Source organism: Mesorhizobium sp. M4A.F.Ca.ET.020.02.1.1, from assembly GCF_004022645.1.
GTDB lineage: Bacteria > Pseudomonadota > Alphaproteobacteria > Rhizobiales > Rhizobiaceae > Mesorhizobium.
Genome location: NZ_RZOI01000092.1, coordinates 1 through 13,280, shown reverse-complemented (window position 1 = coordinate 13,280; position 13,280 = coordinate 1). Strand labels below are relative to the sequence as shown.

Genomic DNA, 13,280 nt, shown 5'->3' with positions numbered 1-13,280 from the left:
GACGCCAAGAGCGTGTCGGCCGAAACGACCTTCGACGCTGACATCGGCACCATGGCCGAACTGGTCCCCGTGCTACGGGCTCTGTCGGAAAAGGTCTCGGCTCGGCTGAAGAAGTCGGGCATTGCCGGACGCACCGTCGTGCTGAAGCTGAAGACGCAGGATTTCAAGCTCCGCACGCGCAACCGCCAGCTTGGCGACCCCACCCGTCTGGCCGACCGGATTTTCCAGACCGGCCTCGACCTGCTGCGCCGGGAGGCCGACGGGACGAAATACCGCCTGCTCGGGATCGGCGTCAGCGATCTCTCCGACGACGGGAAGGCCGATCCGCCCGATCTGGTTGATGTGCAGTCGCGCAAGCGCGCGCTGGCCGAAGGCGCCATCGATTCATTGCGCGACAAGTTCGGCAAGAAGGCCGTGGAAACCGGCTATACGTTCGGCAGGGGCCGCGGCGCCAATCCGCCGGAGCCGATCGAGGAGTGATCGAATTCGGCTTCCGCCACTCACGTGCGTTTGAGATCGATCCGGCTTGTCACCACCGTCTTGCCGGTTTTCGGATCGGCGTCTGTCACGGTGAGCCGCATGCCGTCCCCGCTGGTCTTCTCGACGGTTAGCCGCGCCGTCCGGTCGCCATTCACCTCTTTGGCCCATCGGATTGCGAGGCTGAGCGCATTGCCCGACCGCTTGCCATTCAACTGCGCCGGCCCGGTACGGGAGCCGACATAAACGCCGGTATAGCCCTTGCCGTTGGATTTCAAATCCGCGCTGATCGCCCGCGTCACCAGCACGAGACCTCGGCAATTGCCGTCGAGCGACAGCGAAGTCGACGTCGCGCCGGAATTGAAGGTGCAGGAGACGTTCACCGTCGGCGCGTTGGTGGTCACCTTGACGGTGCCGTTGCCGGCGAAACTGCCCTGGAACGAGCGCAGGAAATCTGCATCGTCGGCATGCGCGGGGCTCACGGCGGTCAGGCCGCCCGCGAGCAGAAGCAGCAGCATTGATTTCATCGAAGGTCTCCCCCGGTAGAATCGGAAATGCCTAAGCGCGGATACAGGGACTCGAACGCCTGCGGCGACCCCAGGTTCCGCCTTCAACGTGACTGTTTTTTAACGCCGCATCGGCTGGCCCAGTCGAATGCGCCGACTAGCGGTTGCCCTCGAAGGTCCGGCTTGCGACATAGCGCGCATGGCACCCGCTCCCTCGATCCCCAAGGCCGCGTTCTGGATGGCGCTGTCGATCGCCTCGTTCCTGGCGATGTCGGTCGCCGGCCGCGCCACGACGGCGGAGCTCAACGTCTTCCAGGTGCTGGAGCTGCGCTCGGTCATCGGCTTCCTCATCCTGCTGCCGCTGGTGATGATGAGCGGCGGCTTCGCGGCGATGCGCACCGAGCGTCCGCTCGCCCATCTTGCCCGCAATGTCGTCCACTATTCCGGTCAGGCCGCCTGGCTTTACGCGCTGACGCTGATACCGCTTGCCGTGCTGATCTCGATCGAGTTCACGACGCCGATCTGGACGGCCTTGCTGGCGGTCAGCTTCCTTGGCGAGAGGCTCTCGCGGCCAAGGCTGGCGGCGATCGTTCTGGGGCTGGTCGGGGTGGTGATCATCGTGCGTCCGGGCCTCGGTTCCATGAACGTGGGAGAGCTCATCGTGCTGGGCGCAGCGGTTTGCTTCGGTACCTCGGTGGTGTTGGTCAAGTCGCTGACACGCACCGACAGCGTCGTCAGCATCATCTTCTGGATGCTCATCATCCAGTCCGTGCTCGGCCTGGCTCCGGCGCTCTACGAATGGCGCACCCCGTCGCTCGAGCTCTGGCCATGGATCGTGGTGATCGCCTTCACCGGCATGTCGTCGCATTTCTGCATGGCCCGCGCGCTTGCCTACGCTGACGCCACTGTCATCTCACCGATGGATTTTTTGCGCGTGCCGTTGTCAGCGTTGATCGGCTGGCTGCTCTACCACGAGCAGATCGATGCCTTCACCGCTGGCGGCGCGCTGCTGATCCTACTCGGCAATCTACTCAATCTGCAGCGCAAAGCGCCAGAACCGGCAGAGATTGCGGCGTCATAGGAAAGGTTCGTTCCTCACGGTTCGACGGCATCGGCGGGCGGCCTACTTGCCGATCACGCCGGCCTCGCCTCGACGATGCTAATGTGCTGCCCGGCCTCGATGATCTCCGTCACCTCAAACTCGGCCCTTGCCAGGAGCAGCCTGTATTCGTCGGCTGTCCGCTCCTGGCCATCCGGCGCCACCAGCATGTTGAGGTCGGCGAATTTGGCGCGCGCCCCTTCGTTTGGCGGCGCGAGCACGGCCTCGAGCACCAGCAACCTGCCGTCCGGCTGAAGAGCCTTGCGGCAGTTCCTCAGTATGGCGAGATTGGTCTCGTCGTCCCAATCATGCACGATCCATTTCAGCAGCAGCGCGTCTGCTCCCTCGGGCAGCGCGGCGAGGAAATCTCCGCCGACGATGTCGCAGCGATCGGCGACACCCTTCTCGTCCATCACCGGGCCGGCCGCCGCGACCACATGCGGCTGGTCGAATAGGATGCCGCGGCTGCCGGGACTGGCGGCGAGGACTTCGGCAAGGAGCGTGCCCCTGCCACCACCGACATCCATGATCACCGGAAAGCGCGAAAAATCATATGCCGCCAGGATGGCCGCCGCCACGCCGCGCGAGTTCGCCGCCATCGCGCGATCGAAAATCACCGACTCCTCGGGATGCTCGATCCGGTACTCCCAGACCCCCTTGCCGTGGGCGTGGCGGAACGCGTTCTTGCCGGTCCGGATGCTGTAGAGCAGATCGCTCCACGCCTGCCGGTAGTAGGGCCGGCCGACAAATGACGCCCAAGGGGTTGCCGAATGCTCGGCGTCCGAGCGCAAGGCGCCGCCGAGCGGCGTCAGCGAGAACCGTCCGTCCTCGCCTTCGTGGAAGACGCCCACCGCCGCCAGCGCGCGCAACAGGCGGTAGAGTGCGCGCGGATGTGTGTCTGTCAGGCTGGCCAGCTCAGCCGCCGAGCGCTCGCCGTCCTTGATGTGGTCGGCGATGCCCAGCATCGCCGCGACCGAGATCGCTTGCGACACCTGGTATTGGTTGACCATCCGTATCAGTTCGAAAGCGGCTGTTCGCGGATCCATGGCGCCCCTCGGATCGCCAGCAAATCACAAGGAACGGGCTCTAAACAAGCTCCACTTCGACCACGCCGGGCACGGCGCGCATCGCCGACGCGATCTGCGGCGAAATCCGGTAGCGGTTGGGCAGCTCGATCTCAACCTCGCCCTGGCCGGCATCCTTGATCAGCACGAAGCTCACCTGTCCCTCGCCCTTCACGGCGAGCTGGTTGGCGAGAATGTTGATCGGCGCCGCGTCGCGCAGGAAGATGCGCAGCGCCTTCTGGATGCGGCTTGCCTCATCTTCCAGCGACTGCACCGTCTGGATTCGCAGATTGATGCCCTCCGGCCTGTCTTCGGCCGAAACAGTGATCACCACCGAGCGGCCGGGCTCCAGCATATCGCGAAATTGCGCCAGGCCTTCGGAGAACAGCACCGCCTCGTACTGTCCGGTCGTGTCGGAGAACTGCACGACGCCCATCTTGTTGCCGGTGCGGGTCTTGCGCTCCTGCTTGGTGGTGACGGTGCCGGCGAGGCGACCGGCGGCAGCACCGCGCTTGACCGCGGCCGAGAACTCCGCCCAGTTCTGCACCCGCATCTTCTGCAGCGCCGCCTTGTACTCGTCGAGCGGGTGCGCCGAGAGATAGAAGCCGACCACCTGGAACTCGCGATGCAGCCGGTCAGCGGCCAGCCAAGGTTCGGTCGCCGGCAGGTTGAGCGCCTGCGACTGCGCGCCGAGCGAGGCGCCGAAAATATCCGCCTGGCCGGAGACGGCGTTCTGCTGCGCCAGCGAGGCCAGCCCCATCATCCGCTCGACCCCGGCCATCATCGCAGCGCGGTCATGCCCGAAGCAGTCCAGCGCGCCGGCCATGATGAGGCTTTCGAAGACGCGCTTGCCGACGATCTTCGGATCGACCCTTTCGCAGAAGTCGGCGAGGCTCTTGAACGGCTTTTCGCCGCGCATGGCGACGATATGCTCGACCGCCGCGTCGCCGACGCCTTTGAGCGCGGCCAGCGAATAGAAAATCTTGTTCTGGCCGACCTCGAAGGGGCGGAAGCTCGACATCACCGACGGCGCCACCACCTCGATGCCGAGGCGCAGCGCATCCTGGCGGAAATCGGCCAGTTTGTCGGTGTTGCCCATGTCGAGCGTCATCGACGCCGCGAGGAACTCCACCGGATAGTGCGCCTTGAGGTAGGCAGTCTGGTAGGAGACGACCGCGTAGGCCGCCGCGTGCGACTTGTTGAAGCCGTAGTCGGCGAACTTCGCCAAAAGATCGAAGATGAAGTCGGCCTGCGGCTTGCCGACGCCGCGCTCGACCGCGCCCGTGACGAAGCGCTCGCGCTGCTTGTCCATCTCGGCGCGGATCTTCTTGCCCATGGCGCGGCGCAGAAGGTCGGCTTCGCCGAGCGAATAGCCGGAAAGCTCCTGCGCGATCTGCATCACCTGTTCCTGGTAGACGATGACGCCTTGCGTCTCCTTCACCAGATGGTCGATCTTGGGATGGATCGAGGCCATCTCCTCCTCGCCATGCTTTCTGGCGTTGTAGGTCGGGATGTTCTCCATCGGGCCTGGGCGATAGAGCGCCACCAGCGCGATGATGTCCTCGATGCAGTCCGGTCGCATGCCGATCAGCGCCTTGCGCATGCCGGCGCTTTCAACCTGGAACACGCCGACCACCTCGCCGCGCGACAGCATCGCGTAGGTGTCCTTGTCGTCGAGCGGAATCGTCGCGAGGTCAATGTCGACGCCGCGCCGGCGGATCAGCTTGACCGCCGTCTCCAGCACCGTCAGCGTCTTCAAGCCGAGGAAGTCGAATTTTACGAGCCCCGCCTGCTCGACATATTTCATGTTGAACTGGGTGACCGGCATGTCGGAGCGCGGATCGCGGTACATCGGCACCAGTTCCGACAAAGGCCTGTCGCCGATGACGATGCCGGCGGCATGCGTCGAGGCGTGACGATAGAGGCCTTCGAGCTTCTGCGCGGTATCGAGCAGCGTCTGCACGATCGGCTCCTTCTCCGCCTCTTCGGCGAAGCGCGGCTCGTTGGCGATGGCGTCCGCCAGCTTGACCGGATTGGCCGGATTCTGCGGCACCATCTTGGACAGCTTGTCGACCTGGCCATAAGGCATCTGCAGCACGCGGCCGACGTCGCGCAGCACGGCGCGCGCCTGCAGCGTACCGAAGGTGATGATCTGCCCGACCTGGTCGCGGCCGTATTTCTGCTGGACGTAGCGGATCACCTCCTCGCGACGATCCTGGCAGAAGTCGATGTCGAAGTCCGGCATCGATACGCGATCGGGATTGAGGAAGCGCTCGAACAGCAGCGAGAAACGCAGCGGGTCGATGTCGGTGATGGTCGTCGAATAGGCGACCAGCGATCCGGCGCCCGAACCGCGTCCCGGCCCGACCGGAATGCCTTGCGACTTCGCCCATTTGATGAAGTCGGCAACGATCAGGAAGTAGCCCGGGAATTTCATCTTCTCGATGATGCCGAGCTCGAAATCGAGCCGCTCGCGATATTGCTCGACCGTATAGCCCGGCGTCGGTCCGTGCGCGGCTAGCCTCGCCTCCAGCCCCTCGCGCGCCTGGCGGGCGAGCTCGGCCGCCTCCGCCTTCTCCGCCGCATCCTTGTCGGCGATATCGCCGCCGGTGAAGCGCGGCAGGATCGGGCTGCGGTTCTTCGGATAATAGGAACAGCGCAGCGCGATCTCGACCGTGTTGTCGATCGCTTCCGGCAGGTCGGAGAACAGCTTGGCCATCTCCGCCTGGCTGCGCAAAAAATTGTCCGGCGAGAGCCGTCGGCGATTGTCGGCGGCGACCACCGAACCCTCGGCGATGGCGACCAGCGCGTCATGCGCCTCATAGTCGTCGCGCTTGGAGAAGAACGCCTCGTTGGTGGCGACCAGCGGCAGATCGTGGCTGTAGGCAAGGTCGACCGTCGATTTCTCGATCATGCGGTCGTAGCCCTGGACCCGCTCCAGCTCGACGTAGAGCCGGTCGCCGAACATCGCCTTCAGCGTCAGCAGCCGCTGCTCGGCGAGGTCGCGACGGTCCTCCTTCAGGGCGCGGCCGATCGGGCCGCGCGGACCGCCGGTCAGGCAGATCAAGCCGTCGGATTGTCCCTCGAGCATCGCGCTGGTCAGGTGCACCGGCTCGCCGGGCGGCGTTTCCAGGTAGACCCGACTGATCAGCCTGACCAGATTGGCGTAGCCGGCCTCGGTGGCGGCGATCAGCACGATCGGGTGCATCTCCGGCCCCTGGCGGCGGCGGTCGCGCTGGGCATCGCCCGCTTCGCCGGAAAAGGCGAGATCGATCTGGCAGCCGATGATCGGCTGGATGCCGTCCTTCACCGCCTTCTGCGCGAACTCCAGCGCCCCGAACAGATTGTTGGTGTCGGTGACGGCGATCGCCGGGCACTCGTCCTTGACCGCATGGCCGACGATGGCGCCGAGTTGCAGGGCACCTTCGAGCAGCGAATAGGCCGAGTGCACGCGCAGATGGATGAACGGCCGCGCCGGCGTTTCCGGACGCGCGTCCTTTACCGCTGCTTCGCGCAGCAACGGGTCGCGTGGAAGTCGTTCATCCGCCATGGGGCTCGCGTCGCTCGAAGGGACTCAACAATCGGTGCAGATGTATTGTCCGGGAGCGCGGGATGCGAGTCCAGGGATCTCCTGTGCACAGGTCAGGCGAATTCCATGATCACCGCGTCGACCGCGAGACTGTCGCCGGGCTTGGCGTTGAGCCTGGACACGGTGAGGTCGCGTTCGGCGCGCAGCACGTTCTCCATCTTCATCGCCTCGACCACGGCCAGCGTCTCGCCGGCCTTGACCTCCTGGCCCTCGGCGACTGCGATCGACACGACCAGGCCCGGCATCGGGCAAAGCAGCATCTTCGACGTGTCCGGCGGCAGCTTTTCCGGCATCAGCCTTTCGAGTTCGGCGATACGCGGCAGCATGGCCTGGGCCGTCACCGACATGCCTTTCCAGGCGATGCGCAAGCCGTTCAGCGCCGGCCGGACCTGTGCCGCGACCGCGTTGCCGCCGACCGTGCCGCGCCAGATGAGATCGCCCGGCCGCCAGTCGGACGCTACCGTCAGCGGTTTGCCGCCATCGATCGACAGATCGACTTCCATCGGGATCGAGACCATGCCTTCGAGGATGGCGGCCGAAAGGTAGTCGGCGCCGATCTTGACCACCCAGTCCCGCTTGAGGATGCCCGAATGCGGCGCCAGCCGTCCGCTCAGCCGGTCGAGCCGGTCGCGGCGCAGCAGCTCCATCGCCGTGGCGACCGCCGCCAGCACCGCCTTTTCTTCGTCGTTCGGCGTGATCGGCGCGAATCCGTGCGGATATTCCTCGGCGATGAAGCCGGTCGACAGCCGCCCCTCGCGCCAGCGCGGATGCTGCATCAGCGCCGCCAGGAACGGAATGTTGTGCTCGATGCCGTCGACGACGAAACTGTCGAGCGCCTCCGACATGGCGTCGATCGCCTCGCGCCGCGTCGGCGCCCAGGTGCAAAGCTTGGCTACCATCGGATCGTAGAACATCGAGATCTCGGAGCCCTCGGTGACCCCGGCATCGTTGCGGATGACGATATCGCCGAACGTCCCCTCCTCCGGCGGCCGGTAGCGTGTCAGCCGGCCGATGGAAGGCAGGAAATTGCGGTACGGGTCTTCGGCATAGAGGCGGCTTTCCACCGCCCAGCCGTTGAGCTTCACATCGCCCTGTTTGATCGCGAGCTTCTCGCCGCCGGCGACACGGATCATCTGCTCGACCAGGTCGATGCCGGTGACGAGTTCGGTCACCGGGTGCTCGACCTGCAATCGCGTGTTCATTTCAAGGAAATAGAAGTTTTTCTCGCTGTCGACGATGAATTCCACCGTGCCGGCGCTCTGGTAGTCGACGGCCCTGGCCAGGGCCACTGCCTGCTCGCCCATCGCCTTGCGGGTTTTGGCGTCGAGGAACGGCGACGGCGCCTCCTCGACCACCTTCTGGTTGCGGCGCTGGATCGAGCATTCGCGTTCGCCGAGATAGAGCGCGTTGCCATGCGCGTCGGCCAGCACCTGGATTTCGATATGGCGCGGATCGACGACGAACTTCTCGATGAAGACGCGGTCGTCGCCGAACGAGCTTTTCGCTTCCGAGCGCGCCCTGTCGAAGCCGTCGCGCACCTCGGCCTTGTTCCAGGCGATGCGCATGCCCTTGCCGCCGCCGCCGGCCGAGGCCTTGATCATCACCGGATAGCCGATCTCGCCGGCGATCTTCTCGGCATGGTCGGCATCCTCGATGACACCCAGCCAGCCCGGCACGGTCGAGACCTTGGCCTTGCTGGCGAACTTCTTCGATTCGATCTTGTCGCCCATTGCCCTGATGGCCTTGGGCTTGGGGCCGATGAAGACGATGCCCTCCGTCTCCAGCGCCTCGCAGAAGGAGGCGCGTTCCGACAGGAACCCGTAGCCGGGATGCACGGCTTCGGCGCCGGTCTCCTTGCAGGCAGCGATGATCTTTTCGGCCACCAGATAGCTCTGCGCCGCCGGCGAAGGCCCGATATGCACGGCCTCGTCGGCCATCTCGACATGCACGGCATCGCGATCGGCATCCGAATAGACCGCGACGGTAGCGATGCCCATCTTGCGCGCCGTCTTGATCACACGGCAGGCGATCTCGCCGCGATTGGCGATCAGGATTTTCTTGAACATGCTGGCGTCGTTTCCTCCGGCGAGGAACCAGTTCTATGGACAATCCCCCTACGGCTCAAGTGGCCGGGCGCGGCGCGCATCCGCCCTGCCCAGATTGCGAATACCGCGCCGAAAAACGTCGCAAGGGAAGTTGGCCGCCGCCGCCGAACTCTGTAGAGTGTTGTTTGGGCTCACTGCGGAGGGCTGGCGGGCATTGCGCCTCGCCGGGCAGGCTCAATAAGCCGGCCTCATCAAAAGTTTGTCGATTGCCTTGGGAGGAACTGCCTCATGAAAACGCGCGCCGCTGTCGCTGTCGCCGCCGGAAAGCCGCTGGAGATCATGGAGGTCGACCTCGACGGCCCGCGTGACGGTGAAGTGCTGGTCGAGATCAAGGCGACCGGCATCTGTCACACCGACGAGTTCACGCTGTCGGGTGCCGATCCCGAAGGCCTGTTTCCGGCCATCCTCGGCCATGAGGGCGCCGGCGTCGTCGTTGACGTCGGCAAGGGTGTGACCTCGGTCAAGAAGGGCGACCATGTCATCCCGCTCTATACGCCGGAATGCCGGCAGTGCCCGTCCTGCCTGTCGCGCAAGACCAACCTCTGCACCGCCATCCGCGCCACGCAAGGCCAAGGCTTGATGCCGGACGGCTCGTCGCGCTTCTCGATGGGCAAGGACAAGCTGTTCCACTACATGGGCTGCTCGACCTTCTCCAACTTCACCGTGCTGCCGGAGATCGCGGTCGCCAAGGTCAATCCCGACGCCCCCTTCGACAAGATCTGCTACATCGGCTGCGGCGTCACCACCGGCATCGGCGCCGTCATCAACACGGCCAAGGTCGAGCAGGGTGCTACCGCCGTCGTCTTCGGCCTCGGCGGCATCGGCCTCAACGTCATCCAGGGCCTGAAGCTCGCCGGCGCCGACATGATCATCGGTGTCGACGTCAACAACGACAAGAAGCCTTGGGGCGAGAAGTTCGGCATGACGCATTTCGTCAATCCGAAGGAGATCGACGGCGACATCGTGCCTTACCTGGTCAACATGACCAAGCGCGGCGCCGACCAGATCGGCGGCGCCGACTACACTTTCGACTGCACCGGCAACACCAAGGTGATGCGCCAGGCGCTGGAAGCCTCGCATCGCGGCTGGGGCAAGTCGGTGATCATCGGCGTTGCTGGCGCCGGCCAGGAGATTTCGACGCGGCCGTTCCAGCTGGTCACCGGCCGCACCTGGATGGGCACCGCCTTCGGCGGCGCGCGCGGCCGCACCGACGTGCCGAAGATCGTCGACTGGTACATGGAGGGCAAGATCCAGATCGACCCGATGATCACCCATACGCTGAAGCTTCAGGACATCAACAAGGGTTTTGACCTGATGCACGAGGGCAAGTCGATCCGGAGTGTCGTGGTTTACTGAGGAAGCCGCACGCCGCCGGCCAGCCGGCCGGCGACCTTTGTGGTGAAACATGGGAGGAATGGAATGGCGGAAAAACTGCATCCGAAAATCGACAATGGCCTGCCTAAGGAGAGCGCGAGCTTTGCCGGCGGCACGCTGGTCTGCGCCTGCACCAGCAAGCCGGTGAAGGTGAAGGTCAAGGGCCAGATCGCCCACAACCATGCTTGCGGCTGCACCAAATGCTGGAAGCCTGAGGGCGCTTTATTCTCCGTCGTGGCCGTGGCAGGCACCGGCGACGTCACCGTCGTGGAGAATGGCGACAAGCTGAAGGTGGTCGACCCAAGCGCGCTGATCCAGCGCCATGCCTGCACCGGCTGCGGCGTCCACATGCATGGACCGGTCGAGCGCGACCATCCGTTCAAGGGCCTGAGCTTCATTCATCCCGAGCGTTTCGAGGAAGACGGCTGGTCGCCGCCGGGCTTCACCGCCTTCGTGTCCTCGATCATCGAATCCGGTGTCGATCCAAGCCGTATGGATGGCATCCGGGCACAGTTGAAGTCGATCGGGCTTGAGCCCTATGACTGCCTCAACCCCGGCCTGATGGACTACATCGCTACCTGGACCGCGAAGAAGTCCGGCGCCCTGCCGGCCTGACAAGTTCGAGAATTTCTGCCATGGGGCCGGTCAAAGCCGGCCCCATGTTCGTTTTGGAGGGACGATGCCCGCACCCGTCATCTATGTCGACGCCGACGCCTGCCCGGTCAAGGCCGAGGTCGAGAAGGTCGCGGCGCGCCACGGCATTGTGGTCACCTATGTCTCCAATGGCGGCCTGCGCCCCTCGCGCGATCCGATGATCCGCAACGTCGTGGTGTCCAAGGGCGCCGACGCGGCGGATGACTGGATCGTGGAGAATGCCGTGTCCAACGACATCGTGGTGACGGCCGATATCCCGCTTGCCGCGCGCACGGTGGCGCTCGGCGCGCATGTGCTGGGCCCGACCGGCCGTCCCTTCACGCCCGAAACCATCGGCATGGCGGTGGCGATGCGCGACCTGAAGCAGCATCTGCGCGAGACCGGCGAAAGCAAGGGCTACAATGCCGCCTTCGCGCCGCAGGATCGCTCGCGCTTTCTTGGCGAGCTCGACCGCATCTTGCGGTGGGCGTTGAAATCCGTCACACCGGACTGATCCGAACGCCTTTAGAGGCCGGGCCATGGGTGCCGACACATCCGTCAAAACGCCAATGCATCCGCACATGCAGTTCGCGTTGTCAGCGGCCATTGGCATCGTCGCTTTGCTGCTAGCGTTGCTCCTGCGCATCCCGCTTGCCTATTCGATCGGCGCCAATGTCTTCTTTGCCGCCTATATCGTTCTGGTCCTCGCCTTGATGCCGAGGCTTACCGGCAACTATCTCAGCAAGAACGCGCGCGCTACCGACCTCCCTGTACTGGGTATCTTTGCAGTTACGCTCTTCATCGTCGGTGTCGCCACCGTTTCACTGTTCCATCTGATCAACCAGAAGGAGGCCGCGCATCCATTCGAGCTCAGCTTCGCCATCCTGTCGATACCGCTCGGCTGGTTCACCATCCACGCCATGGCGGCGCTCCACTACGCGCATGTCTACTGGATGAACGGCGACGAGATCGACACCAGCAGCAAGCGGAAGATGCCTGTCGGCGGTCTCGACTTCCCCGGCGACAAGCGGCCCGAGGGCTGGGATTTCCTCTATTTTGCCACCGTCATCGGCATGACCGCGCAGACCGCCGACACTGCCGTCACGACTTCGTACATGCGCCAGGTGGTACTGATCCATTCGATCCTGTCGTTCTTCTTCAACACGGTGATCGTCGCGGCGGCGGTCAACCTGGCGGTCAGCCTCGGCGCACCGTAATAAATCCGTGATCGGATGAAACATCGCTTGGGCCGGCGACGTATTGGAAGGAGAACGAAGATCTGAACTGCGGGAGAACGAAAGCCGATGGAAACCGTTGCCAGGAGCGACCCCGCCGCCGATGCGCCAGCCGCATCGAACGACATGACGCTGATTTACCGCCAGTCGCGCTGGACGCGGCTGACCCATTGGCTCTGGGCGATCGCGTTGTTCTTCATGCTGCTTTCCGGCCTGCAGATCTTCAATGCCCGCCCCCAGCTCTACATCGGCAAGGAATCGGGCTTCGGCTACAACAACACCGTCTTCGCCATCGGCGCCGAGAACACCGATCAGGGTCCGCGCGGCTACACCGAGGTCTTCGGCAGGCGTTTCGACACGACGGGCGTGCTCGGCTGGTCGGGGCCGCCCGGTCAGGAGACATCCCGCGCCTTCCCCTCCTGGGCCACGATCCCCTCCTACTATGATCTCGGCACGGCCCGCGTCGTGCATTTCTTCTTCGCCTGGGTGCTCTCCGCCACCCTGCTCGTCTGGCTGGTCGCCGGCCTGATCAATGGCCATGTCCGCCGCGATCTCGCTCCGCGCTTCGACGATCTCCGGCGCCTGCCGCGGGATATCGTCGACCACGCGAAGCTGAAGTTCCATCACACGCGCGAATACAACACGCTGCAGAAGATGGCCTATGGCGGCGTGCTGTTCGTGCTCTTGCCGCTGATGATCATCACCGGCCTTGCCATGTCGCCCAGCATGAACGCGATGCTGCCGTTCCTCAACGACCTGCTCGGTGGAAGGCAGACGGCACGCACCATCCATTTCACCGTCATGGTGCTGCTCGTCGGCTTCTTCATCATCCACATGCTGATGATCCTTGCCGCCGGCCCGGTCAACGAATTGCGTTCGATCGTCACCGGCTGGTACCGCACCGACCCGCCGGCGCATGATGACAACTCGCCCGAGAGGAGCGCCTGAGATGGCGAAGTTTCAGATCAACCGCAGGAAATTCCTGACTTCCGCCAGTCTCGGCCTGTCGGGCATCGCGCTGTCCGGCTGCGATGCTTTCGACAGCGGTCTCGGTGTCGGCGGTGGCCTGCGCAGCTTCCTCGAAAACGCCAATGGCCTGACATACCGGGCCCAGCGCCTGCTGGCCGGCCGTGACGCGCTCGCCCAGGAATTCACTGAGGCCGACATCCGCCAGCCGCAGCGGCCGAACGGCGTCACC

General features: G+C 64.5%; 10 protein-coding genes and 2 pseudogenes. 8 read left to right on the top strand and 4 right to left on the bottom strand.

The window, feature by feature from the left end:
* Positions 1–480 (top strand): annotated as a pseudogene (locus EN742_RS09135) (DNA polymerase IV); the annotation flags it as partial.
* A 20-nt stretch (positions 481–500) separates the two neighbouring features.
* Here EN742_RS09135 and EN742_RS09130 read toward each other — a convergent pair.
* Positions 501–1,004, bottom strand: a complete 504-nt coding sequence (locus EN742_RS09130; RefSeq protein ID WP_127391872.1) for a hypothetical protein — start codon at positions 1,002–1,004, stop codon at positions 501–503.
* Between the two features lie 178 nt (positions 1,005–1,182).
* Between EN742_RS09130 and EN742_RS09125 the strand changes: the two genes are divergently transcribed.
* Positions 1,183–2,064, top strand: coding sequence for a DMT family transporter (locus tag EN742_RS09125; RefSeq protein WP_127407314.1), 882 nt, complete (start codon positions 1,183–1,185; stop codon positions 2,062–2,064).
* A gap of 53 nt (positions 2,065–2,117) precedes the next feature.
* Here EN742_RS09125 and EN742_RS09120 read toward each other — a convergent pair whose 3' ends face one another.
* The 3 genes from EN742_RS09120 to EN742_RS09110 form a co-directional block, all read right to left on the bottom strand.
* The gene (locus EN742_RS09120) at positions 2,118–3,128 is read right to left on the bottom strand and encodes a methyltransferase (RefSeq protein WP_128332696.1); all 1,011 of its coding nucleotides are present in this window, start codon (positions 3,126–3,128) and stop codon (positions 2,118–2,120) included.
* Between the two features lie 40 nt (positions 3,129–3,168).
* Entirely contained in the window at positions 3,169–6,696 is a 3,528-nt protein-coding gene (dnaE, locus tag EN742_RS09115) for a DNA polymerase III subunit alpha (protein WP_127406184.1), read from the bottom strand.
* A 92-nt stretch (positions 6,697–6,788) separates the two neighbouring features.
* A complete protein-coding gene (locus EN742_RS09110; protein ID WP_128332695.1) occupies positions 6,789–8,801 on the bottom strand; it encodes an acetyl/propionyl/methylcrotonyl-CoA carboxylase subunit alpha in 2,013 nt (670 codons plus the stop codon).
* A 267-nt stretch (positions 8,802–9,068) separates the two neighbouring features.
* Between EN742_RS09110 and EN742_RS09105 the strand changes: the two genes are divergently transcribed.
* The 6 genes and pseudogenes from EN742_RS09105 to EN742_RS09080 all read left to right on the top strand — a co-directional run.
* A complete protein-coding gene (locus tag EN742_RS09105) occupies positions 9,069–10,196 on the top strand; it encodes an S-(hydroxymethyl)glutathione dehydrogenase/class III alcohol dehydrogenase (RefSeq protein WP_128332694.1) in 1,128 nt (375 codons plus the stop codon).
* A gap of 63 nt (positions 10,197–10,259) precedes the next feature.
* The gene (gene gfa / locus EN742_RS09100) at positions 10,260–10,829 is read left to right on the top strand and encodes an S-(hydroxymethyl)glutathione synthase (protein ID WP_126054285.1); all 570 of its coding nucleotides are present in this window, start codon (positions 10,260–10,262) and stop codon (positions 10,827–10,829) included.
* Positions 10,830–10,893: 64 nt separating this feature from the next.
* The gene (locus EN742_RS09095) at positions 10,894–11,361 is read left to right on the top strand and encodes a YaiI/YqxD family protein (protein ID WP_126054284.1); all 468 of its coding nucleotides are present in this window, start codon (positions 10,894–10,896) and stop codon (positions 11,359–11,361) included.
* A 25-nt stretch (positions 11,362–11,386) separates the two neighbouring features.
* A complete protein-coding gene (locus EN742_RS09090; RefSeq protein ID WP_128332693.1) occupies positions 11,387–12,064 on the top strand; it encodes a DUF1345 domain-containing protein in 678 nt (225 codons plus the stop codon).
* Between the two features lie 144 nt (positions 12,065–12,208).
* On the top strand, positions 12,209–13,030 hold the full coding sequence (locus EN742_RS09085) for a cytochrome b/b6 domain-containing protein (protein WP_245492276.1): 822 nt from the start codon (positions 12,209–12,211) through the stop codon (positions 13,028–13,030).
* Position 13,031: 1 nt separating this feature from the next.
* Positions 13,032–13,280: pseudogene (locus tag EN742_RS09080) on the top strand (molybdopterin oxidoreductase); the annotation flags it as partial.

What these genes read in the sequence shown, in the direction of transcription:
- EN742_RS09130 (WP_127391872.1), bottom strand. Translation starts at nt 1,004, where the DNA reads ATGAAATCAATGCTGCTGCTTCTGCTCGCGGGCGGCCTGACCGCCGTG.
- dnaE (WP_127406184.1), bottom strand. Translation starts at nt 6,696, where the DNA reads ATGGCGGATGAACGACTTCCACGCGACCCGTTGCTGCGCGAAGCAGCG.
- EN742_RS09120 (WP_128332696.1), bottom strand. Translation starts at nt 3,128, where the DNA reads ATGGATCCGCGAACAGCCGCTTTCGAACTGATACGGATGGTCAACCAA.
- EN742_RS09110 (WP_128332695.1), bottom strand. Translation starts at nt 8,801, where the DNA reads ATGTTCAAGAAAATCCTGATCGCCAATCGCGGCGAGATCGCCTGCCGT.
- EN742_RS09090 (WP_128332693.1), top strand. Translation starts at nt 11,387, where the DNA reads ATGGGTGCCGACACATCCGTCAAAACGCCAATGCATCCGCACATGCAG.
- EN742_RS09125 (WP_127407314.1), top strand. Translation starts at nt 1,183, where the DNA reads ATGGCACCCGCTCCCTCGATCCCCAAGGCCGCGTTCTGGATGGCGCTG.
- gfa (WP_126054285.1), top strand. Translation starts at nt 10,260, where the DNA reads ATGGCGGAAAAACTGCATCCGAAAATCGACAATGGCCTGCCTAAGGAG.
- EN742_RS09105 (WP_128332694.1), top strand. Translation starts at nt 9,069, where the DNA reads ATGAAAACGCGCGCCGCTGTCGCTGTCGCCGCCGGAAAGCCGCTGGAG.
- EN742_RS09085 (WP_245492276.1), top strand. Translation starts at nt 12,209, where the DNA reads ATGACGCTGATTTACCGCCAGTCGCGCTGGACGCGGCTGACCCATTGG.
- EN742_RS09095 (WP_126054284.1), top strand. Translation starts at nt 10,894, where the DNA reads ATGCCCGCACCCGTCATCTATGTCGACGCCGACGCCTGCCCGGTCAAG.